16 protein-coding genes and 5 tRNA genes are annotated in these 21957 nt (G+C 70.1%); 9 read left to right on the top strand and 12 right to left on the bottom strand.

Annotated elements, in window-relative coordinates; all coding sequences use genetic code 11:
* Positions 1–21: 21 nt before the first annotated feature.
* The 4 genes from I3F54_RS24025 to I3F54_RS24005 all read right to left on the bottom strand — a co-directional run bounded on the left by I3F54_RS24025 (position 22) and on the right by I3F54_RS24005 (position 1749).
* Entirely contained in the window at positions 22–579 is a 558-nt protein-coding gene (locus I3F54_RS24025; protein WP_240120947.1) for a DNA-binding response regulator, read from the bottom strand.
* A gap of 492 nt (positions 580–1071) precedes the next feature.
* A tRNA-Gly gene (locus tag I3F54_RS24015) sits at positions 1072–1144 on the bottom strand.
* Positions 1145–1224: 80 nt separating this feature from the next.
* Positions 1225–1296, bottom strand: a tRNA-Gly gene (locus I3F54_RS24010).
* A gap of 135 nt (positions 1297–1431) precedes the next feature.
* A complete protein-coding gene (locus tag I3F54_RS24005; RefSeq protein ID WP_240120939.1) occupies positions 1432–1749 on the bottom strand; it encodes an Lsr2 family protein in 318 nt (105 codons plus the stop codon).
* 311 nt (positions 1750–2060) lie between these two features.
* Between I3F54_RS24005 and purS the strand changes: the two genes are divergently transcribed.
* The 6 genes from purS to purM all read left to right on the top strand — a co-directional run bounded on the left by purS (position 2061) and on the right by purM (position 9128).
* A complete protein-coding gene (gene purS, locus I3F54_RS24000; RefSeq protein WP_240120938.1) occupies positions 2061–2324 on the top strand; it encodes a phosphoribosylformylglycinamidine synthase subunit PurS in 264 nt (87 codons plus the stop codon).
* Entirely contained in the window at positions 2321–3025 is a 705-nt protein-coding gene (purQ, locus tag I3F54_RS23995; protein ID WP_240120937.1) for a phosphoribosylformylglycinamidine synthase subunit PurQ, read from the top strand. Before purS ends, purQ begins: the two co-directional genes overlap by 4 nt.
* Positions 3022–5280 (top strand): phosphoribosylformylglycinamidine synthase subunit PurL, encoded by a 2259-nt coding sequence (gene purL / locus I3F54_RS23990; RefSeq protein WP_240120936.1) that lies wholly within the window; start codon positions 3022–3024, stop codon positions 5278–5280. Before purQ ends, purL begins: the two co-directional genes overlap by 4 nt.
* A gap of 251 nt (positions 5281–5531) precedes the next feature.
* On the top strand, positions 5532–6329 hold the full coding sequence (locus tag I3F54_RS23985) for a maleylpyruvate isomerase family mycothiol-dependent enzyme (protein WP_240120935.1): 798 nt from the start codon (positions 5532–5534) through the stop codon (positions 6327–6329).
* A gap of 164 nt (positions 6330–6493) precedes the next feature.
* Positions 6494–8023, top strand: coding sequence for an amidophosphoribosyltransferase (gene purF, locus I3F54_RS23980; RefSeq protein ID WP_240120934.1), 1530 nt, complete (start codon positions 6494–6496; stop codon positions 8021–8023).
* A 34-nt stretch (positions 8024–8057) separates the two neighbouring features.
* A complete protein-coding gene (purM, locus tag I3F54_RS23975; protein WP_240120933.1) occupies positions 8058–9128 on the top strand; it encodes a phosphoribosylformylglycinamidine cyclo-ligase in 1071 nt (356 codons plus the stop codon).
* 134 nt (positions 9129–9262) lie between these two features.
* Here the strand turns inward: purM and I3F54_RS23970 are convergent, their stop codons facing one another.
* Both I3F54_RS23970 and I3F54_RS23965 read right to left on the bottom strand, forming a co-directional pair.
* Positions 9263–9511: a DUF3073 domain-containing protein gene (locus I3F54_RS23970; protein WP_240120932.1), complete on the bottom strand. Its 249-nt coding sequence runs from the start codon at positions 9509–9511 to the stop codon at positions 9263–9265.
* Positions 9512–9821: 310 nt separating this feature from the next.
* Positions 9822–10925: a Glu/Leu/Phe/Val dehydrogenase dimerization domain-containing protein gene (locus I3F54_RS23965; RefSeq protein ID WP_240120931.1), complete on the bottom strand. Its 1104-nt coding sequence runs from the start codon at positions 10923–10925 to the stop codon at positions 9822–9824.
* A 221-nt stretch (positions 10926–11146) separates the two neighbouring features.
* Between I3F54_RS23965 and I3F54_RS23960 the strand changes: the two genes are divergently transcribed.
* Together I3F54_RS23960 and bldC are read left to right on the top strand one after the other, a co-directional pair.
* Positions 11147–11989: a hypothetical protein gene (locus I3F54_RS23960; protein ID WP_240120930.1), complete on the top strand. Its 843-nt coding sequence runs from the start codon at positions 11147–11149 to the stop codon at positions 11987–11989.
* A gap of 541 nt (positions 11990–12530) precedes the next feature.
* Positions 12531–12737 (top strand): developmental transcriptional regulator BldC, encoded by a 207-nt coding sequence (bldC, locus tag I3F54_RS23955; RefSeq protein ID WP_016905998.1) that lies wholly within the window; start codon positions 12531–12533, stop codon positions 12735–12737.
* A 417-nt stretch (positions 12738–13154) separates the two neighbouring features.
* On the opposite strand, the gene I3F54_RS23950 is transcribed toward bldC, so the two are convergent.
* The 3 genes from I3F54_RS23950 to hrpA all read right to left on the bottom strand — a co-directional run bounded on the left by I3F54_RS23950 (position 13155) and on the right by hrpA (position 17633).
* On the bottom strand, positions 13155–13346 hold the full coding sequence (locus tag I3F54_RS23950) for a DUF6274 family protein (protein ID WP_240120929.1): 192 nt from the start codon (positions 13344–13346) through the stop codon (positions 13155–13157).
* A gap of 148 nt (positions 13347–13494) precedes the next feature.
* Positions 13495–13569: transfer RNA gene (locus I3F54_RS23945), tRNA-Asp, on the bottom strand.
* Positions 13570–13688: 119 nt separating this feature from the next.
* The gene (hrpA, locus tag I3F54_RS23940) at positions 13689–17633 is read right to left on the bottom strand and encodes an ATP-dependent RNA helicase HrpA (RefSeq protein WP_240120928.1); all 3945 of its coding nucleotides are present in this window, start codon (positions 17631–17633) and stop codon (positions 13689–13691) included.
* Between the two features lie 328 nt (positions 17634–17961).
* On the opposite strand from hrpA, the gene I3F54_RS23935 reads away from it, so the two are divergent.
* On the top strand, positions 17962–19083 hold the full coding sequence (locus I3F54_RS23935) for an aminotransferase class I/II-fold pyridoxal phosphate-dependent enzyme (RefSeq protein ID WP_240120927.1): 1122 nt from the start codon (positions 17962–17964) through the stop codon (positions 19081–19083).
* 411 nt (positions 19084–19494) lie between these two features.
* On the opposite strand, the gene I3F54_RS23930 is transcribed toward I3F54_RS23935, so the two are convergent.
* From I3F54_RS23930 to I3F54_RS23920, 3 genes are all read right to left on the bottom strand, one after another.
* Positions 19495–19571, bottom strand: a tRNA-Phe gene (locus I3F54_RS23930).
* Positions 19572–19594: 23 nt separating this feature from the next.
* Positions 19595–19669, bottom strand: a tRNA-Asp gene (locus I3F54_RS23925).
* A gap of 535 nt (positions 19670–20204) precedes the next feature.
* Positions 20205–21941 carry an IS1634 family transposase gene (locus I3F54_RS23920; RefSeq protein ID WP_240120926.1) on the bottom strand — a complete coding sequence of 579 codons (1737 nt, stop codon included), beginning with the start codon at positions 21939–21941 and terminating at the stop codon, positions 20205–20207.
* Positions 21942–21957: the final 16 nt, after the last annotated feature.

Genomic DNA, 21957 nt, shown 5'->3' with positions numbered 1-21957 from the left:
TGCGCCGTGGCGCGAGAGCAACTATACCCAACCTCGCTCGCGCGCGAGACGCACCGCCGCATGCCGGTTTACCGCGCCCAGCTTGGAGACGGCCGACGACAGGTCGTTCCGGACGGGCCCGGGCGACAGAGCGGCCCGCTCGGCGATCTCCGCCACCGGCGCCCCGTCGGCGGCGAACTCCAGCACCTCGGCCTCCCGGGTGGTCAGCGGCGAGTCCCCGGCGGAGATCGCGTCGGCGGCCAACTCCGGGTCGACGTAGCGGTGTCCGGCGTGCACCGTACGGATGATCTCCGCGAGCCGCTGTGCGCTGACCGTCTTCGGAACGAATCCCCGCACACCCGCCGCGAGCGCCCGCTTCAGATGCCCCGGCCGGCCGTGACCGGTCACGATCAGCACCCGGCATCCGGGCAGTTCGGCCCACAGGGATGTGGCGACCTTCACACCGTCGGCGCCGGGCATCTGCAGATCGAGCACGGCGACGTCCGGCTCGTGCACCCGTGCCATGGCCGGCGCCTCGGGTTCGCTCGCCGCCTCGGCGACCACCACCAGGTCGTCCTCCAGGGCCAGCAGAGCGTCCAGCGCGAGGGCGCCGGCGTCGTGCGGTGACGGTCCAGGCCAGCGCGCCGGTCAGCGCCGCCGGGGCCTCCCCCGACGACCCAGTACTTCCACGGTCGATGTCCCGCCCGCGCCGTTGGTGCCCAGCAGTGCGGAGACCTCGCCACGTTCCACGTGAAACGTGATGCCGCGCACCGCCTCGAACCCGCCCCCGTACACACGCCGGAGGCCGGAGACCTCAATCACGTGATCGTGTCCGTTCGATTTCATGACTTCAGCGTTCCGGCGGCGGGAGCCGGCCGGCAGCGCGCGGTTTCATCACCCGGCATGACATATCTCAGACGGTCGCACAGGGTGCGGACGAGCGCGGTCGTCCCCACGCCGCACACGGGTCCGGAGCACACGGGTCCGGACCCGTGTGCAAGGGGGACGCAGACCGGTGTGGGGGGAGGGGAGAGAGGGTCCTCAGGGACACGAAGAAGACCCCGGTCCCTGAGGACCGAGGTCTTGTTCCCGAGCGGACGACGAGGTTCGAACTCGCGACCTCAACCTTGGCAAGGTTGCGCTCTACCAACTGAGCTACGTCCGCATTGCGGCCGACCGGCTCCCACCGATCGGTGCGAGCACCACCCTACCCGATCCACGACAGTGGTCATGACGGTGATGCAGAGCGGGTGACAGGAATTGCACACTGCGCCTTCCCCCTGGAAGGGGGATGTTCTACTACTGAACTACACCCGCACGTCCCCCGTGGTCTGGGCTCTTCGGCCCCGCCCGGCGGCGTGCTCCAGACATTAGCTGATCGGCAGGGGGGTAGCGCAAGTCGGTTGTCCCCAGGGCGGTCTGATGCACCCTGGGGGCCGGTGTGCGCAGCCCTCAGCGGGCTGCCGCGAACGCCTCGTAGACCCTCTTGGGAATCCGGCCGCGAGCCGGGACGTCCATCTTGTTGGCCTGGGCCCAGGCCCGCACGGCCGCCGGGTCCGGGGCGACCTCCGTCTGCCGGTACGCCTTGCCCGACCTCGACCGCTTGCGGCCGGCCTCCACGTACGGCGCGAGGGCCGTGCGCAGGTCCTGGGCATTGGTTTCATTCAGGTCGATCTCGTACGACTTCCCGTCGAGTCCGAAGGCGACCGTTTCCGCCGCTTCCGAGCCGTCGATGTCGTCAAAGAGCGTGACCACGACCTTCTGAGCCACGAATATCGATCCCTTCGTACGGCACCTCGATACAGCCCATCTGCGATGACGTGCCGAGTATCGGTTATTGCCAATTCATTTGTACAGTGCCCGGCATTGGAATGTGAAGCCCGACTAAAACGCCCCGCGTGTCCCTCGCGCAATAGGGAGCAGGGACCGATCCGGGATCTTTCCCGTAACTTTTCCCCACCGCACCCCCTCGATGCCGGATCGTGATGACGGTCACGTACCTTCCTACAACTCTACTCGCGTAGAAATTTTGTGCGGGTAGTCTGAAGGAACCTGCTCAGCACCACACACCGGGAGTGCCAGTGGCACGCGTCGTAGTCGACGTCATGCTCAAGCCGGAGATCCTCGACCCCCAGGGCCAGGCGGTCCAGCGTGCGCTGCCGCGTCTGGGTTTCGAAGGGATCTCGGACGTCCGCCAGGGAAAGCGATTCGAACTGGAAGTTGAGGGTCCGGTCGACGGGGCAGCCCTCGCCCGCATCCACGATCTCGCGGAATCCTTCCTCGCCAACACCGTGATCGAGAACTTCACCGTTCGGGTCGAGGAAGCCGCGGAGGCCGTGAAGTGACCGCTCGTATTGGCGTCGTCACTTTCCCGGGCAGTCTCGACGACCGGGACACCCGGCGCGCGATCCGTGTCGCGGGCGCCGAACCGGTCGCCCTGTGGCACAAGGACAAGGACCTCAAGCAGGTCGACGCCGTGGTCCTGCCCGGTGGTTTCTCCTACGGCGACTATCTGCGAGCCGGCGCCATCTCCCGCTTCTCGCCGGTGACGGAGTCCGTCATCGAGCAGGCGAGGGCCGGCCTGCCGGTCCTCGGCATCTGCAACGGCTTCCAGATCCTCACCGAGGCCCACCTGCTCCCCGGCGGGATGCTCGGCAACGACCACCTGCACTTCATCTGCCGCGATCAGAAGCTGCGGGTGGAGAACGCGAACACCGTGTGGACCAGCGACTACGAGCAGGGACAGGAGATCCACATCCCGCTCAAGAACATGGACGGCCGCTACGTGGCCGACCGGTACACGCTGGACAAGCTGGAGGCCGAGGGCCGGGTGGCGTTCCGCTACCTCGCCCACGGCGAGGCCGACGACGGATACGGCAACCCGAACGGCTCACTCAACGACATCGCCGGCATCACCAACGAGGCCGGCAACGTCGTGGGCCTGATGCCGCACCCGGAGCACGCCGTGGAGCCGCTGATCGGCACCGGCCGCACCGACGGACTCCCCTTCTTCACCTCGATCCTCAAGAAGCTGGTCAACGCATGAGCCGGACGCCTCTGGACACGGTCGAGCACGCGACCGCGACCCCCGACGTCGAGCTGCCCTGGGCCGAACTGGGCCTGAAGAAGGACGAGTACGAGCGGGTGGTGGAGATCCTCGGCCGCCGCCCCACCGGTGCCGAACTCGCCATGTACTCGGTCATGTGGTCCGAGCACTGCTCGTACAAGTCCTCCAAGGTCCACCTCCGCCAGTTCGGCGAGAAGGCCCCCGAGAACGACGCCCTCCTCGTCGGCATCGGGGAGAACGCCGGCGTCGTCGACGTCGGCCAGGGCTACGCGGTCACCTTCAAGGTGGAGTCGCACAACCACCCGTCCTACGTGGAGCCCTACCAGGGCGCCGCCACCGGTGTCGGCGGCATCGTCCGCGACATCATCGCCATGGGCGCCCGCCCGGTCGCGGTCGTCGACCCGCTGCGCTTCGGCGCCGCCGACCACCCCGACACCAAGCGGGTGCTCCCCGGTGTCGTCGCCGGCATCGGCGGCTACGGCAACTGCCTGGGTCTGCCCAACATCGGCGGCGAGGTCGTCTTCGACTCCTGCTACCAGGGCAACCCGCTGGTCAACGCCGGCTGCGTCGGCGTGATGCGGCACGAGGACATCCACCTCGCCAAGGCGTCCGGCGCGGGCAACAAGGTCATCCTGTACGGAGCCCGGACCGGCGGCGACGGCATCGGCGGCGCCTCCATCCTGGCCTCGGAGACCTTCGACGACGCCAAGCCGTCCAAGCGCCCCGCCGTCCAGGTCGGCGACCCCTTCCAGGAGAAGCTCCTCATCGAGTGCACCCTGGAGGCGTTCCGGGAGAAGCTGGTCGTCGGCATCCAGGACCTGGGTGCGGCGGGCCTGTCCTGCGCGACCAGCGAGCTGGCCTCCAACGGCTCCGGCGGCATGCGCGTCACGCTGGACGACGTGCCGCTGCGCGACTCCACGCTCTCGCCGGAGGAGATCCTCATGAGCGAGTCGCAGGAGCGCATGTGCGCCGTCGTGGAGCCGGAGAAGGCCGACCGCTTCCTGGAGATCTGCGAGAAGTGGGACGTCATCGCCACCGTCATCGGTGAGGTGACCGACGGCGACCGCCTGGAGATCTTCTGGCACGGCGGGAAGATCGTCGACGTCGACCCGCGCACGGTCGCGCACGAGGGCCCGACCTACGAGCGCCCCTACGCCCGCCCGGAGTGGCAGGACGCCCTCCAGGCCGACGACGCGGGCAAGCTGCCGCGCCCGCAGACGGCCGACGAGCTCAAGGACCAGGTCCTGAAGCTGGTGGCGTCGCCCAACCAGGCCTCCAAGAAGTGGATCACGTCCCAGTACGACCACTTCGTGCAGGGCAACACGGTCCTCGCCCAGCCCGAGGACTCCGGCATGATCCGCATCGACGAGGAGACCGGCCTCGGCGTCGCCCTCGCCACCGACGGCAACGGCCGGTACGCCAAGCTCGACCCCTACACGGGCGCCCAGCTGGCCCTGGCCGAGGCCTACCGGAACGTTGCGACGACCGGCGCCAAGCCGCTCGCGGTCTCCGACTGCCTGAACTTCGGCTCGCCCGAGGACCCCGCGGTCATGTGGCAGTTCGCGGAGGCCGTGCGCGGCCTGGCCGACGGCTGCCTGCAGCTGGGCACGCCGGTGACCGGCGGCAACGTCTCCCTGTACAACCAGACGGGCGAGGCCGCCATCCACCCGACCCCGGTCGTCGCGGTCCTCGGTGTCATCGACGACGTGGCCCGCCGCACGCCGGTCGCCTTCCAGGAGGAGGGTCAGCTGCTGTACCTCCTGGGCGACACGCGTGAGGAGTTCGGCGGCTCGGCCTGGTCGCAGGTCGTCCACGACCACCTCGGCGGCCTGCCGCCCAAGGTCGACCTGGAGCGCGAACGGCTGCTGGCCGAGATCCTGATCGCCGCCTCCCGCGACGGCATGATCGACTCCGCGCACGACCTGTCGGACGGCGGTCTGATCCAGGCGGTCGTGGAGTCCGCGCTGCTGGGTGGCAAGGGCGCGCGGCTGGTCGTCCCGGACGGGCTCGACGCGTTCACCTTCCTGTTCTCCGAGTCCGCGGGGCGTGCCGTCGTCGCCGTGCCGCGCTCGGAGGAGGTCCGCTTCAACGACATGTGCGGCGCGCGCGGCCTGCCGGCCACCCGCATCGGTGTCGTGGACGGCGACGCGGTCGAGCTCCAGGGCGCGTTCGCGCTGCCGCTGGCGCAGCTGCGCACGGCGCACGACGAGACGATCCCGGCGCTGCTCGCGTAGGTCTCCTCGGCCGTACGACGGTGAAGGCCCCGCCCCGACTCCGGAACGCGTGAGTCGGGGCGGGGCCTTCACCGTCGAGCGTCCGGGAGACCGTCACCGTGGACACGGTGGCGACGACCGGGTCCGCCTCGGCCGCCTCCTCCGCCTCCTTGCCGGGACGCACCGGGGGGCGCGAGGAACAGCGCGCCGGGCCGCGGCCGGGCCCGCGGTCATGGGACTCCCCCGTCCGGCGGAACGCCTACGCTTCGGGCATGCCGCCCGCGAAGAAGCGCCCTCGCACCTACGACCCCGCCCGGACGCGAACCGCCGTCCTCGCCCAGTTCGGCCATGTGCGGGACGCGGTGCGCCGCCTCACCGCGGAGCAGCTCGCGCTGCCCACCCGGCTCGGTGACTGGACCGTGCGGGACCTCGCGGCGCACGTGACCGAGGCGGTGGAGGCGGTCAGCTCGAACATCGACCGCGAGGAGCCGGCGGCGCCGGAACTCACGCTCCTGCAGTGGCCCTTCGCGACCGCGTCCCACGCCGCCGACATCGCCGACGGCACCCGGCGCCTCGCCGCGGACAGCCCCGACCTCGACGCCCTGTACACCCGCACCGAGGAGCGCGTCCGGCGAAGGCTCGCGGACACCCCCGGCAGCCGCCTCCTCGCCACCCGCACCGGCGCCATGACGCTCGACGACTACCTGGTCACCCGGACCGTCGAGCTCGTCACCCACACCGACGACCTGAACGCCGCCGTCCCCGGCCTCGGCGTCCCCCACGACCGTCAGGCCCTCGCCGCCTGCACCCGCCTGCTCGCCGACACGCTCGCCGCGGAGGCCCCCGGCGGGGCCACGGAGGTGCGCGTGCCGCCGTACGCCGTCGTGCAGTGCGTCGAGGGGCCCCGGCACACCCGGGGCACTCCGCCGAACGTCGTCGAGACCGACCCGCTGACCTGGATCCGGTTGGCCACCGGGCGGGTGACCTGGGCGGATGCCCTCGCCGGTGCCAAGGTGAGCGCGAGCGGCGAGCGGGCCGACCTCGCCGGGCTGCTGCCGCTGCTCTCCTGACCCGCGGAAGCCCAATGATGTGCGACGCCTCACTCGTGTACCCGGTGAGGAGGGGGTCATCACCCCGGTACCAGGGCCCTGAACTGGGAAAACGCAACGAAGATCCAAGACGGGCTGGTATCCCCAATTCGGACCAGTGGACGACCTCGCCTACACTCGGTCTCGTGCCACGTGGTGACGGTCTCCTCAATCACGATCTGCTCCCCGGCGAGAAGGGCCCCCAGGACGCTTGCGGCGTCTTCGGTGTCTGGGCTCCCGGCGAAGAGGTCGCCAAGCTCACGTACTTCGGGCTCTACGCCCTCCAGCATCGGGGTCAGGAATCCGCGGGAATCGCGGTCAGCAACGGCTCCCAGATCCTCGTCTTCAAGGACATGGGCCTCGTCTCCCAGGTCTTCGACGAAACCTCCCTCGGTTCGCTCCAGGGTCACATCGCGGTCGGACACGCCCGCTACTCGACCACCGGAGCATCCGTCTGGGAGAACGCCCAGCCGACGTTCCGTGCCACCGCGCACGGTTCGATCGCGCTCGGCCACAACGGCAACCTGGTCAACACGGCCCGGCTGGCCGAGCTGGTCGCGGAGCTGCCGAACGACAACAACAGCCGCTCCGGCCGGGCCGCGGCCACCAACGACACCGACCTGGTCACCGCCCTGCTCGCGGGCCAGGTCGACGAGGACGGCAAACCGCTGACCGTCGAGCAGGCCGCCGGGGCGGTCCTGCCGAAGGTCCGCGGCGCCTTCAGCCTCGTCTTCATGGACGAGCACACCCTGTACGCCGCCCGCGACCCGCAGGGCATCCGCCCGCTGGTCCTCGGCCGCCTGGAGCGTGGCTGGGTCGTCGCCTCCGAGTCCGCCGCGCTCGACATCGTGGGCGCCAGCTTCGTCCGCGAGATCGAGCCGGGCGAATTCATCGCCATCGACGAGAACGGCCTGCGCACCTCCCGCTTCGCGGAAGCAAAGCCCAAGGGCTGTGTCTTCGAGTACGTGTACCTCGCCCGCCCGGACACCGACATCGCCGGCCGGAACGTGTACCTCTCCCGCGTGGAGATGGGCCGCCGCCTGGCGAAGGAGGCCCCGGTCGAGGCCGATCTCGTCATAGCGACTCCCGAGTCCGGCACCCCGGCCGCCATCGGCTACGCCGAGGCCTCCGGCATCCCGTTCGGCGCCGGTCTGGTCAAGAACGCCTACGTCGGCCGCACCTTCATCCAGCCCTCGCAGACGATCCGGCAGCTCGGCATCCGCCTGAAGCTGAACCCGCTGAAGGAAGTCATCAAGGGCAAGCGGCTGGTCGTCGTCGACGACTCCATCGTGCGCGGCAACACCCAGCGCGCCCTGGTCCGCATGCTCCGCGAGGCCGGCGCCGCCGAGGTCCACATCCGGATCTCCTCGCCGCCCGTGAAGTGGCCCTGCTTCTTCGGCATCGACTTCGCCACCCGCGCCGAACTCATCGCCAACGGCATGACCATCGAGGAGATCGGCACCTCGCTCGGCGCCGACTCCCTGGCGTACATCTCCATCGACGGCATGATCGAGGCGACCACCATCGCCAAGCCGAACCTGTGCCGCGCCTGCTTCGACGGCGAGTACCCGATGGAGCTGCCCGACCCGGAGCTGCTCGGCAAGCAGCTGCTGGAGACCGAGCTGGCCGCCGGCACGGCGGCCCCGGCCGCGGTCGACGCCATCCGTCGCCCGTGAGCCCCGTAGAAACCAACCCGAAAGATCCCAGGCAATGTCTGAGACTGCTGTTCCCGGTGCTTCCTACGCGGCTGCCGGCGTCGACATCGAGGCGGGCGACCGCGCGGTCGAGCTGATGAAGGAGTGGGTGAGGAAGACGCAGCGCCCCGAGGTCCTCGGCGGCCTCGGCGGTTTCGCCGGCCTCTTCGACGCCTCCGCCCTCAAGCGCTTCGAGCGGCCCCTGCTCGCCTCCGCCACCGACGGCGTCGGCACCAAGGTCGACGTCGCCCGGCAGATGGGCGTCTACGACACCATCGGCCACGACCTCGTCGCCATGGTCATGGACGACATCGTGGTGTGTGGTGCCGAGCCGCTGTTCATGACGGACTACATCTGCGTCGGCAAGGTCCACCCCGAGCGCGTCGCCGCCATCGTCAAGGGCATCGCGGAGGGCTGTGTACTGGCCGGCTGCGCCCTGGTGGGCGGCGAGACGGCCGAACACCCGGGCCTGCTCGGCGAGGACGACTTCGACGTCGCCGGCGCCGGTACGGGCGTCGTGGAGGCCGACCGGCTGCTCGGCGCGGAACGCATCCGCACGGGGGACGCCGTCATCGCCATGGCGTCGTCCGGGCTTCACTCGAACGGGTACTCCCTCGTCCGTCACGTGCTGCTGAACGAGGCCGGGATCGCTCTGGACGCACATGTCGAGGCTCTGGGCCGCACCCTCGGCGAGGAGCTGCTGGAGCCGACGAAGATCTACTCCCTGGACTGTCTGGCCCTGATCCGCACCACGGACGTCCACGCCTTCTCCCACATCACCGGTGGCGGTCTCGCGGCCAATCTGGCCCGTGTCGTCCCGGACGGGCTGCACGCCGTGGTCGACCGCTCCACCTGGACCCCGGCCCCGGTGTTCGACCTCGTCGGCCGCACCGGCCGCGTCGAGCGCCTGGAGCTGGAGAAGACCCTCAACATGGGCGTCGGCATGATGGCGGTCGTCCCCGGGGAGTCGGTGGACGTGGCGCTGGCGACACTCGCGGACCGCGGCGTGGACGCGTGGGTGGCCGGTGAGATCACCGAACGCGGCGAGCGCACCACGGGCGCCGAGCTGGTGGGCGACTACGCGTGATCCTCGCTGGTGGGGGTCCGCGACCCGCGGTCGCGGACCCGCCCCCGGCCCCGAGCTGGCCCGGAGAAGGCAGCACGAAACCCGGTCCGGTGCAAGACCGGACCGGGTGGCACGCGGCTAAGCCGCATCAGGCATCAGGCACCGCGACGCTGTGGTGAGGAGTCCTCGTCCTCGTCGCCGTCGTCGTCCTCGTAGAGGTCGGCGTACCGTGCGTACAGGTCGTCGTCTTGCCCATCGTCCTCGAATTGGTCACCGTTCGGCGACTGGTTCGACGTCGATGCGCCCAGCTCCTCGGCCAGGCGAGAAAGATCAGTCCCACCGCTGTTGTACTTCAGCTGGCGGGCGACCTTCGTCTGCTTGGCCTTGGCCCGGCCGCGCCCCATGGCTCGACCCCCTCAACGACGGGGCTCGACGGCCCCAGGTTGACACGCGTTCATGATCCACAACGGTCTCTCCATGGAGAGCCCGTCCGTAGGGCTTCCACGGTACCTGAGCCCGCGCCCATACGGTACGTCGCCCGCAGCAGCCGCGTGTGCACAGGACCCGCAGGGCGCCCTGTCCTTGCTGGTCAGTGGCGATTTTAACCACTTCTCGGCGGACGACCCGCCGGTCGAAGTGAGAGTTCTCTCTAAGTATCGACCGGCAGGTACCGCCGAAACCCGGGCCGCCGTGTCCGCGGAGGGAGCGGAGGGATCAGAGCGCGGGGGCGGCGACGGCGTCGTGCATCCGCTGCTCGGCGATCCGGTCCGCCGCGGCGGCGGGCGGGATGCCGTCTTCCTTCGCACGTGCGAATATGGCGAGCGTGGTGTCGTAGATCTTCGCCGCCTTCGCCCGGCACCGCTCGAAGTCGAAACCGTGGAGCTCGTCGGCGACCTGGATGACACCGCCCGCGTTCACCACGTAGTCCGGCGCGTAGAGGATCCCGCGGTCGGCGAGGTCCTTCTCCACACCCGGATGGGCGAGCTGGTTGTTGGCGGCGCCGCAGACCACGCGCGCGGTGAGCGCCGGCACCGTGTCGTCGTCCAGCGCCCCACCGAGCGCGCAGGGGGCGTAGATGTCCAGGTCCTCGACCCGGATCAGCGCGTCGGTGCCGGGGACGGCGCTCACGCCCTCGGGGTGCCGGTCGAGGATCCGGCGCACGGCGTCCTCGCGCACGTCGGTCACGAGGATCTCGGCGCCCTCCGCCCGCAGGTGCTCCACCAGGTGGTGGCCGACCTTGCCGACGCCGGCGATGCCGACCTTGCGGCCGCGCAGCGAGGGGTCGCCCCACAGGTGCTGCGCCGAGGCGCGCATGCCCTGGTAGACGCTGAAGGCCGTGAGCACGGAGGAGTCGCCGGCGCCGCCGTTCTCGGGGGAGCGGCCGGTCGTCCAGCGGCACTCGCGCGCGACGACGTCCATGTCGGCGACGTAGGTGCCGACGTCGCAGGCGGTGACGTAGCGGCCGCCGAGGGAGGCCACCATGCGCCCGTAGGCGAGGAGCAGTCCCTCGGTCTTGTCCCGCTCCGGGTGGCCGATGATCACGGCCTTGCCGCCGCCGTGGTCGAGCCCGGCCATGGCGTTCTTGTACGACATCCCGCGCGCCAGGTTGAGGGCGTCGGCGACGGCCTCGGCCTCGGTCGCGTACGGGTAGAAGCGCGTGCCGCCGAGCGCGGGACCCAGGGCGGTGGAGTGGATGGCGATGACGGCCTTCAGGCCGCTCGCGCGGTCCTGGCAGAGCACGACCTGCTCATGGCCTCCCTGGTCCGAGTGGAACAGGGTGTGCAGGACATCAGCAGGTGCGCCGGTTACGTCGGTCACGGTGGTGACTCCTGAGTAAGTAGCGGCGAGTGGGGAGGGGCCCCCGTGCGGGTGGCGGGTGCCGTGGCATGAGAGTAGACCTTGCCGGGCCCACCGACGGGGCAGTGGCGAGGATCACCCACTCGTGGGGGACACCCGTGCGACGATTTGCACAGTTTTCCCGCCCGTCCCTGAGCGGGTCCGGCAGTTTTCCCCGGCGGCGGGCGGGGGAGGGAGCAGGCGTGCCCAAGGTGTCCTCGGTGATCGTGCCCTACGCGACCTATCTGCGCGTGTACGAGCCGCTGGCCGCCTTCCCCGAGCCGGAGCGCAGCTACTGGGCGCGCTACGCCCGCCGCCGCGACCTGCCGACCTACCAGGACGAACTGCGCCGTTCGCTCGCCGATCTGCTGCCCACCCCGCCGGTGCCGGTACCGGTGCACGAGAGCGGGGACGCCTTCGTCCTGGAGTCCGACGGGGCGCTGTGCGTGTGCCCGTGGCGCACCCGGCTGCGCGGCTGGCAGGCGATGGGGGAACTGGAGGAGGAGCTTCCGGCGCCGGTGCTGGACGCCGTGCTGCCGGAGGTGGTGCGCCGTCAGGCCGCGCAGGACTACGAGCGCTGGCTGACCCGCAACCCGGATGCGCGCCCGTGGATCCGTACCGGGACCTGGCAGGTGCCGCTGAGCTGGTTCGTGCTCGTCTCCGACGCGGAGCGGCGGTTCGACGAGGGTTCGGGCGGGAATCCCCCGATGCTGCGCTACCGCACCCCGATGGTGCAGGCCCGGCGCCGGGTCGCGCGGGCGCTCAGGACGCTCAAGGAGGCCGTCGACGAGGGGCCGATGATCGAGGGCCTGATGGACGTGGGGCGCTGGCTGGAGGAGTTCCATCCGCGCTCCGTGGTGGAGTTGGACTACGGCGGGCTGGTGCACGTCCTGCCCGCGGGGGCGTTGGAGGACGACCGCTCGGCGGCGGACGTGGCCGAGGGGATCGAGGCGCTGCGGCGCGGTGACGCGGCGGCGGCCGGCGAGGCGTACGGCCGGCTCGTGGAGCGGTGGCGGTCGGTGCGGGACCTGCGGTCGGCGAACTGAGTCCGGCGCGGACGGCTTTGGCGTGACGTGGGTCACGGCCCGTGCGGGCCGGTGCGGCGTACGGTCGACGGCACTCCGGCGGGCCGATGGGGCGTAGACCCCGATCCGGGCGTTTGTGTCAAGCGTGACAGACCGCACGTTCAGGCGCCTTGCATCTCTTGCCCCCCCTCGTGCCAAAATAGGACAAGGAGTCCGGGGAGGACTCTGTCCGCCCAACTGTGTGCCAGTCTGGGCGGATTCTCCGCAGTGCACGCTTTGGGGGGTCTGGTGCCTCCTGATCGCCCTGTGACTGATCGTCACAGTGGCGTGACTGTCCGCTATGGCATGGTCCATCGGCTTCCGTCGCTGATGAACACCTGGGAGGGCAATTCCATCGGTTTGGCCGACGCGGCTGGACAGATGGTGTAGTTGTAGTGCCGAGGACAAGCCGTTCGTCCTATAACCGACTCGACTCGCGTCCGCCATTTCGGGCAACGCGGGTCAAGGTGCAGAATTTAGAGGAAAGAACCGAGAAGGTTCGGTTCTCCCGAGGAGGCCGCTCATGACCGCTCGCACCCCTGAAGCCGAGCCGCTGCTGACCCCGGCTGAGGTCGCCAGCATGTTCCGCGTCGACCCCAAGACGGTCACGCGGTGGGCGAAGGCCGGGAAGCTCACGTCGATCCGCACGCTCGGCGGGCACCGCCGCTACCGCGAGGCCGAGGTCCGCGCACTGCTCGCGGGCATTCCGCAGCAGCGCAGCGAGGCCTGACAACTGAATAGCCGGGCCGACGGCGGGTCCCCCAACCCGCAACGACGCCCGAAACCACAGCTCCAAGCGACGCGGGGACTGCCCCAACAGACTCCACGCCCGCTCAGCGAAACAGGGTGCGTCGTCGATCGCGCTGGACTCCGCCGGGTCCAGCGCGATCTTTTTTGTGCGCCCGAGGTGGCCGACGGGGTCGCTCCGTGGGCGGGCTTGTCCGAGCCTGGGGAAGCCTGGGGGAGTGGTGCAATTGCACATATTAAATCGACTACTTGTAGGGACCGGGTAAGAGGCCCGAATCCGAAAACCCATCTGGTGACACCCGTCACACCCTGGACTCCTTGTTGCGGCCGGGTGCCGTGCACTAAAGGAGCCGCACGTTCCAGACTGCCACGCCCGAAGCCCGTTCGGGCCCGGCAACGGTCATGCGCCGGTGGGGCCTTCGTCCCCCGTCTCGGCGATCGCCTCCTGCGGCGCCTGCGGGGACGCGTCCATCGCCAGCCGCAGAAGGTGGTGGCAGACCGGACAGCGGCGGGTCAGGTGCCCGTAGGACGACGCGGCCGACAAGTGCGCGCGGAGCAGCGCCCGCGTCTCGTGCCTGACCGATGTCGCCATACGCCACCTCCGGTGGGCCTGCGGGGGGCGGGCCCTGTTTCTGGGGTACTGGGCGAATGTGACTCCGTCAAGATGCCCTGTGCCGCCAGGGCGACATCGAGCCCGACGCACAAGAGCCCGGGTCTTTCGACCCGGGCTCTCTTCGATGCGGTCCTGACGGGATTTGAACCCGCGGCCTCCACCTTGACAGGGTGGCGAGCACTCCAAACTGCTCCACAGGACCAGATGTCGCGGCACCTGCACGAACGGATCCTCGGTCGATCCGGCCCTGCGCCGTGCTGCGAGAAGGACTGTACAGGAGGGTGAGCCCCCTGGTCGAACTCACCGTCCGCGTGTGGCCCGTTACGGTACGGCGGCGTCGATCGCCTTCACGATCCGCTTGTCCGAGACCGGGTACGCCGTGCCCAGCGCGTGCGCGAAATAGCTGACCCGGAGCTCCTCGATCATCCAGCGGATGTCCAGGACCGAGGGCGGGACCGGCCTGCCCTGCGGCATCTGCTCCAGCAGCCAGGCGTACTCGTCCTGCATCTCGTGGACCTTCGCCATCCGGGTGGTGTCCCGCTGGACGTTGGACGGCATCTGCTGCAGACGCCGGTCCGCGGCCACCAGGTAGCGCATCAGGTCCGGCAGTCGGCGCAGTCCCGCCTGCGTCACGAAACCGGGCCTCACCAGGCCGTCCAGCTGCTTGCGCACGTCCGCCAGGTTCGCCGGCAGCGCCGTGCTGCGCACGGTCTTCAGCCGGCGCTCACAGGCCTGCCAGGCAGCGAGGACCTGCTGCACCTGGCCGACCGCGCGCACGGTCGTGTCGACGATCTCGGCACGCACCTTGTCGAACAGCTTGCGGTACGACTCCTCGTCCCACGCCGGGCCGCCGAAATCGGCGATCAGCCGGTCCGCCGCCGCCATGGCGCAGTCGTCGAACAGAGCCTGGACCGAGCCGTGCGGATTCGCCGACAGGGCGAGCTTCTGCGCGTTGGTGAGCTTCTCGGATGCGAACTTCGCCGGGTTGACCGGAATGTTGCGCAGGATCAGCCGGCGCGTGCCCCGCCACATCGCCTCGGCCTGCTCGGCCTCGGTGTCGAAGAGCCGCACCGAGACCGTGTCCCCGTCGTCGACGAGGGCCGGGTACGCCCGCACCGGCTGGCCGGCGCGGCGGGTCTCGAAGACGCGGGTCAGCGTGCCGATCGTCCAGTCCGTGAGACCCCGCCGTTCCAGGGACTCGCCACCCTCGCGGGAGGCGGTCGCGGCAGCCGCCTGGGACAGCGCCTTGCGCGCCTTCGGCTTCAGCCGGAGCTTCAGCGCCTGAAGGTCCTTGTCCTCGGCCAGCTTGCGCCGCCGCTCGTCCACGATCCGGAAGGTGATCCGCAGATGGTCGGGGATCCTGCCCCAGTCGAAGTCGTCCGCCTCGAAGGGCACGCCGACCATGCGCTTCAACTCGCGGGCCATGGTCGTCGTGAGGGGTTCCCCGAGGGGGGTCGCCCGGTCGAGGAACGCCTTGGCGTAGTTCGGCGCGGGCACGTAGTTGCGGCGGATCGGCTTGGGCAGGGAGCGGATCAGCTCGGTGACCAACTCCTCCCGCAAGCCCGGGATCTGCCAGTCGAAGTTCTCGTCCGTCACCTGGTTGAGCACCTGGAGCGGGATGTGCACGGTCACGCCGTCCGCGTCCGCTCCGGGCTCGAACTGGTAGGTCACGCGGAACTTCAGCCGCCCCTGATGCCAGGAGTCCGGATAGTCGGCCTTGGTGACGGCCTCCGCCGACTCCCGGATGAGCATCTCCCGCTCGAAGTCGAGGAAGTCGGGCTGCTCGTGCCGCTTGCGTTTCCACCAGGAGTCGAAGTGGGCGCCGGAGACGACGTGTTCGGGCACCCGCTGCTCGTAGAAGTCGAACAGCGTCTCGTCGTCGACGACGATGTCCCGGCGCCGGGCCCGGTGCTCCAGCTCCTCGACCTCGCTGAGGAGGCGGCGGTTGTCGGCGAAGAACTTGTGGTGCGTGCGCCAGTCGCCCTCGACGAGCGCGTTGCGGATGAACAGCTCGCGCGAGAGCTCCGGGTCGATCCGGCCGTAGTTGACCTTGCGCTGGGCGACGATCGGGACGCCGTACAGGGTGACCTTCTCGTACGCCATCACCGCGGCCTGGTCCTTCTCCCAGTGCGGTTCGGAGTACGTCCGCTTGACCAGGTGCTGGGCGAGCGGCTCGACCCACTCCGGCTCGACCTTCGCGTTGACCCGGGCCCACAGGCGGGAGGTCTCGACGAGCTCGGCCGACATCACGAACCGCGGCTGCTTGCGGAACAGCGCCGAGCCCGGGAACACCGCGAACCTGGCGTTGCGGGCGCCCAGGTACTCGTTCTTGTTGCCGTCCTTGACGTCCTTCATCCCGACGTGGGAGAGCAGGCCGGCCAGCAGGGAGACGTGGATGCGGTCGGCGGGGGCGTCGTTCTCGTCGAGGTGGATGCCCATCTGCTTGGCGACCGTGCGCAGCTGGGTGTAGATGTCCTGCCATTCGCGGATCCGCAGGAAGTTCAGGTACTCCTGCTTGCACATGCGCCGGAAGGACGACGAGCCGCGTTCCTTCTGCTGCTCGCGCAGGTAGCGCCACAGGTTGAGGTAGGCGAGGAAGTCGCTGGTCTCGTCCTTGAAGCGGGCGTGCTGCTGGTCGGCCTGGGTCTGCTTGTCGGCGGGGCGTTCGCGCGGGTCCTGGATGGACAGCGCGGCGGCTATGACCATGACCTCGCGGACGCAGCCGTTGCGGTCGGCCTCCAGCACCATGCGGGCCAGCCGAGGGTCGACGGGCAGCTGGGCCAGCTTGCGGCCGGTCTCCGTGAGCCGCTTGCGCGGGTCCTTCTGCGCCGGGTCGAGCGCGCCGAGCTCCTGGAGGAGCTGGACACCGTCGCGGATGTTGCGGTGGTCCGGAGGGTCGATGAAGGGGAACTTCTCGATCTCGCCCAGGCCGGCCGCGGTCATCTGCAGGATGACGGAGGCCAGATTGGTGCGGAGGATCTCGGCATCGGTGAACTCGGGCCGGGCGAGGAAGTCCTCCTCGCTGTAGAGCCGGATGCAGATGCCGTCCGACGTCCGGCCGCAGCGGCCCTTGCGCTGGTTGGCACTGGCCTGGGAGACCGCCTCGATGGGCAGTCGCTGCACCTTGGTGCGGTGGCTGTAGCGGGAGATGCGGGCGAAGCCGGGGTCGATCACGTACCTGATGCCGGGGACCGTCAGCGAGGTCTCGGCGACGTTCGTCGCCAGAACGATCCTGCGCCCGGTGTGCGGCTGGAAGACACGGTGCTGCTCGGCGTGCGAGAGCCGCGCGTACAGCGGAAGGACCTCGGTGAACCGGTACTGCTTCCGGTTCAGCGCGTCCGCGGTGTCCCGGATCTCACGCTCGCCGGAGAGGAAGACGAGGATGTCCCCCGCGCCCTCGCCCATCAGCTCTTCCACCGCGTCGGTGATGGCCGTGATCTGGTCACGGTCGGTGTCCTCGGAGTCCTCCTCCAGCAGAGGCCGGTAGCGCACCTCCACGGGGTACGTCCGCCCGCTCACCTCGATGATCGGCGCGTCACCGAAGTGCCGGGAGAAACGCTCGGGGTCGATGGTGGCGGAGGTGATGACGACCTTGAGGTCGGGCCGGCGCGGCAGCAGCTGGGCGAGGTAGCCGAGCAGGAAGTCGATGTTGAGGGACCGCTCGTGGGCCTCGTCGATGATGATCGTGTCGTAGGCGCGCAGCTCGCGGTCGGTCTGGATCTCGGCGAGCAGGATGCCGTCCGTCATCAGTTTGACGAAGGTGGCGTCCCGGTCGACCTGGTCGGTGAAGCGCACCTTCCAGCCGACGGCCTCGCCGAGCGGCGTCGCGAGTTCCTCGGCGACGCGCTCGGCCACGGTGCGGGCGGCGATCCGGCGGGGCTGGGTGTGCCCGATCATGCCGCGGACGCCCCGGCCGAGCTCCATGCAGATCTTGGGGATCTGCGTCGTCTTGCCCGAACCGGTCTCACCGGCCACGATGACCACCTGGTGATCGCGGATGGCCTCCGCGATCAGGTCCTTCTTCTGGCTGACGGGCAGTTGCCCGGGGTAGGTGACGGCGGGCACACGGGAACGCCGGGCGGTCATCCGCTCCTCGGCCTTGGTGACCTCCGCCTCGATCTCGGCGAGGACGGCGGCGCGGGCCTCCGGCTTGCGGATCTTTCGCGCGCCTTCGAGCCTGCGCCCGAGCCGGTGCGCATCGCGCAGCGACAGCTCGGTCAGGCGGGGGGCGAGGGCGCCGAGGGCGGGGGCAGGGTACGTAGACATACGCGGTCCAGGATCTCATCCCGGAGAAAAACGTGGCGAACGCTTTTGCCCGGGGGCCGGCGGGACCCCTGTCGGCCCCCGGGCTGCCGGTCCCGGCCGGGGCGGGGGCGGGGAAAGGGGGGCCGGTGTCCCGCATCCGTGGCGTGTCCACCCGATCCGCCTCGGCACCTCCCCCGGAGGCGTCGCGTCCGCAGAGCGGCGGGTCGAAGGGCCGGGTCAACACAGGGCACATCCGAGCTCGCTCGCCGGGGTGAAGCCTGCGCCTGCTCCACCCTTCTGGAGCGATCGCAGCGACGGTTCGGCGGGGAAACCCAGTAGATCTTGTGGCGTGACCAGTGATCATCTGCAGTACGTGGACGACGAGATGCTCGACGCGCTCTACCGGTGCCGCAGCCGGTCGGCGGACGAGGGCAAGCTCGTGGAGGTGGTCTCCAACGACTACCTCGCCCTCGGCGGGCACCCGGACATCGCCGCCGCGCAGCGGGAGGCCGACGAGCGGTTCGGCAACGGGAACCGGATGGCGGCCCCGCACCTGTTCGCCGACGACCCGCAGCGGCGCCTGGAGGAGCGGATCGCGGCGTGGCTCGGTGTGGAGGCGGTGGTGCTGACCCAGTCCGGGTGGACCGCGAACTTCGGACTGATGCAGGTCCTCGCCCGGGGTGTGCGGGTGTTCCGGGACGGGACCGCCCACACCTCGCTGACCGACGGCGCGCTCGCCGCCCGTGCCGAGATCCACGACGTGCGGCACAACGACCCGGCCCACCTGGACGAGTTGCTGCGCCGCCACGGCCCGGGCCTGGTGGTCCTGAACGCCGTGTACAACGTCCGCGGCGACCTGACCCCGCTCGCCGCCATGACGGAGGTGGCCGAGCGGTACGGGGCCGAGGTCGTTCTGGACGAGTCCCACTCCCTCGGCGCACTCGGCCCGGCCGGCCGTGGACTCGCCGCCGGGGTCGGCCCCGGTGGCCGCGTCGCGCACCGCACGGCCTCTCTGGCCAAGGCGTTCACCGCCCGCGCCGGCATTGTCGCCACCAGCCGCACCGCCGCCGAGCAGGTCCGCTACCGGGCGCGCTCCGCGTGCTTCGCCTCCACTCTGCTGCCGCGCGACATCGCCGGCATCGACGCCACCCTCACCCTCGTCGAGCACGCCGACCAGGCCCGGGCCCGCCTCGCCGGCCTGACCGCCGACCTGCGCCAGGGCCTTGACCGGCAGGGCTGGGACGTCGGGGACGGCGCCCACATCGCCTCCCTCGTCCACACCACCCTGCCCCGCCTGGCCCGCTCCGTCGCCGTCCTGGACGCAGCCGCCATCCGTACCAGCGCCTTCGTCCTGCCCGTACCCCGCCCGGGCCACCTGCCCCTGAGGATCTGCCTCCACGCCGCCCTCACCGGCCACGACCTCGACCGCATCCTCGATGCCACCGCCCTCCTGCGCACCGAACCCGTCTGACGCGAAGGGCCCGGTGACCCGGATGTCCATCGGGCCGCCGCCCCGGTGCGCCGGCGGACGAACGGGGGTTCGCCCCGCCCGTACAAGTCCCCACGCCCTCGTGCGACACCGGGAAGGGGCTGAGCGCCGCCGGTCCGGGTGTCTGTCCCGGGGCCGGGCGGATGACCGGCTGCACGCCGTCCATGTGCCGGCCCCGGTTCCGGGGACGCGGCGGGGCGAGCCGCCGGGGTTGCGCTGGGATGCGATCGACTGGACCACGAGACGCTGACCGTGGGGCGCGCCGCAGCGGGTCGGGCGGCGACCTGCGGCTCGTGAGGCCCGGGACCCGTCGGCGCACGGCCCGGTGCACCCGGCAAGAGAACGGCCCCGTCGAAGCATCTTCGACGGGGCCGCATGCCCTGGTCAGGGCGGTGGTGGCTGGGGCCGGGGTCGAACCGGCGACCTTCCGCTTTTCAGGCGGACGCTCGTACCAACTGAGCTACCCAGCCACGAGGTCTACGAGAGACCTCAGCGGTCCTGACGGGATTTGAACCCGCGGCCTCCACCTTGACAGGGTGGCGAGCACTCCAAACTGCTCCACAGGACCAAGCTGTTGTGTACGACAGTGTCGCACACGGTGTTGCGTGCCCCCAACGGGATTCGAACCCGAAAACTTTACCTCCCTGACCTGGGGCATTGCTGGAGAGCTGGGCAAACACCCCTGTTTCCATCCTCTCCCGCCCTGCTCGATCCGGCTCGCTTCGGGACCCGTGCCCACCGGTGGGCACGGGGCAGCGTGACGTTGCGATTGCAAATCATCGGTCTCTGGACTGGTATGCGACGCCCATGATTCCAGGGTTCTGGGTCGATGCCGTGGCGTTCCGAAGCGCGATAGGTATGAAGTGGCGCCGGAGCAGTGCATCAGCATGCATCTTGAGGGTGGCGCTTCACCTCGTGAAGCGGGCGCGTGTGCATCGCGCTTCAGCTGTCGGCCCGACTCGCGGTCAATTCCTAGACCCGAGTTCGACAGTTGGTGGGCATGCGGCGGTGGCGGATCTGCGGGCTGACCTGCGGTGATGGGCATGAGGAGGCTCCGGAGCCGTTTGCCCACGGCTCCGGAGTACGTTTTCCCAGGTCAGTGGCTATTCTGGGGTCTTGAGGGCGCTCATCTTTGGCGGGAGCGGGACACCGCATTCCTTGAAGAGTTTGGTCTGGGTGTCGGTGAGCCGGGTGGTCTGCTGGAGGCTGCCGGCGGGGCCGGAGAGGGTGACCTGGTGGATCCGGCCGAGCTCGGCGGCAATCTTGGGCCAGGTCTGCTCGGTGCGGCGCTCGGCGACGCGGATCAGCAGCAGGGCGAGCCAGCACAGCAGCACGTGAGCGCGTATCCGCTCGTCAAGGCGGTGGTAGACCGGCCGCAGGTCGAGGGTGGATTTCATCGTGCGGAAGGCGCGTTCTGCTTCCAGCAAGTTCTTGTAACCGAGCGCGACGTCCTCGGCGGACAGGTCCGGGTCGCTGGTGGCCAGCAGGTACTTGCCGTCCAGGCGGGCCTCGGCGGCGACCTTGGCGGCGTCGGTGGACAGCCGCCCGGTGGTCGGGTGCTGCTTGAGCCAACGGCCGAGGGCAGGATGGTCGCGAAGCGCGCACTCGGCCTTGCGGTGCGGGGCGTCCGAAGGGGCTGCGAGGCGCTTGCCGGTCTTGGCCGCCTTGGCCTTCGCCTTCTTCGCATCGGCCTGGCGGGCCGCCTTGATGCGCGTCAGCTCCTCACGGATCGCGGCGAGTTGGTTTTCGCGTCGGGCGGCATCGCGCATCGCCTCGGCAGGGTTGTGGCAGATGATGAAGCGCCTGCCCTCGTCGCCGTCGAGGCGGACCTCCTTCACGCGCAGGTTGTCGCGCACGTCCTGGTAGCGGCCCTGGCGGGCCAGGGCCTGGTCGGCACGGTGGGAGCCTTCGCGCATCTTGACGCCGGTGATGTAGTGGCCGCCGGCCCGGCGCAGGTAGCTCTGGTTGGCCTCGGAGGAGAACCCGGTGTCGCAGACGGTGACCACCCGCCCGAGCCGCCAGTCGCGCAGCCCGTCCTTGACTTCGGTGATCACGGTCTGGTCGTTGGTTCCGCCGGGCCAGGTCCAGCAGCGGACCGGGATGCCCTCGCGGGTGACGGCCAGCCCGATGACGATCTGCGGCAGGTCCCGCCGGTGGTCCTTGGAGTGCCCGTACTGCCGCAGGCTGCTGTGCTCGCCGGTCGGTTCGTCGGCTTCGTCGCGCTCGAAGTAGGTAGAGGTGGTGTCGAAGAAGACCAGGTCGACTTCGAGGTTGAGCAGGTGGGCGGCGGAGAAGAACACTGCTTCCTGCACGGCACCTTGGACATCGGCCTCGATGAGCAGGTCCATGGCCCGGTAGGCGTGCTGCTCGGCGAGGGCGTCCAGACCGGGGATGACGTGGTCGAAGGTGGCCCACTCGGCGGCGGCGAGCTTGGAGGCGGGGGCGATGGCCCGGTTGGCGACCAGCGCGAAGATTGTGCGCTCGACGTCGGTGCGGAACTTGCGGCCGTCGATGCGCGAGGCCAGGGCGGTGTCGATGCCCAGGAGCTTCCACAGTCCGTCGAGCAGCCAGCTCGCCCCGATCGGCCGGGAGGACTGCACCGTCAGCGGGCCGGCTTCCTCGGCGCCCAGCGGCGCGGCGGTGTCGTCCTCGTCACCGAGGTAGCGGTTGATCGAGGCGACCAGGCGGCGCAGCCCGTCGACGTCCAGGCGGTCCTCGCGGCCGAAGTTGACCAGCACCTCGGCCTGGGTGGTGCCGTCCTTGCGCCGGTTGTGGGCGAGTTGGAGGTAACGCACCACCGACCCGTCCTTGTTCCGCCGCTGGATCTTCCGCAGGTACATGCCCGCATCATCAGGC

The organism is Streptomyces sp. MUM 2J, from assembly GCF_022414535.1.
In the GTDB taxonomy this organism is placed as follows: Bacteria; Actinomycetota; Actinomycetes; order Streptomycetales; family Streptomycetaceae; genus Streptomyces.
The sequence above is the reverse complement of the archived record's forward strand: the minus strand, read 5'-3'. Positions and strand labels throughout refer to the sequence as shown.

Coding starts and splice junctions, on each gene's coding strand:
- purL (WP_240120936.1), top strand. CDS start 3,022: ATGAGCCGGACGCCTCTGGACACGGTCGAGCACGCGACCGCGACCCCC.
- I3F54_RS23985 (WP_240120935.1), top strand. CDS start 5,532: ATGCCGCCCGCGAAGAAGCGCCCTCGCACCTACGACCCCGCCCGGACG.
- purM (WP_240120933.1), top strand. CDS start 8,058: ATGTCTGAGACTGCTGTTCCCGGTGCTTCCTACGCGGCTGCCGGCGTC.
- I3F54_RS23970 (WP_240120932.1), bottom strand. CDS start 9,511: ATGGGGCGCGGCCGGGCCAAGGCCAAGCAGACGAAGGTCGCCCGCCAG.
- bldC (WP_016905998.1), top strand. CDS start 12,531: ATGACCGCTCGCACCCCTGAAGCCGAGCCGCTGCTGACCCCGGCTGAG.
- I3F54_RS23950 (WP_240120929.1), bottom strand. CDS start 13,346: ATGGCGACATCGGTCAGGCACGAGACGCGGGCGCTGCTCCGCGCGCAC.
- hrpA (WP_240120928.1), bottom strand. CDS start 17,633: ATGTCTACGTACCCTGCCCCCGCCCTCGGCGCCCTCGCCCCCCGCCTG.
- I3F54_RS23920 (WP_240120926.1), bottom strand. CDS start 21,941: ATGTACCTGCGGAAGATCCAGCGGCGGAACAAGGACGGGTCGGTGGTG.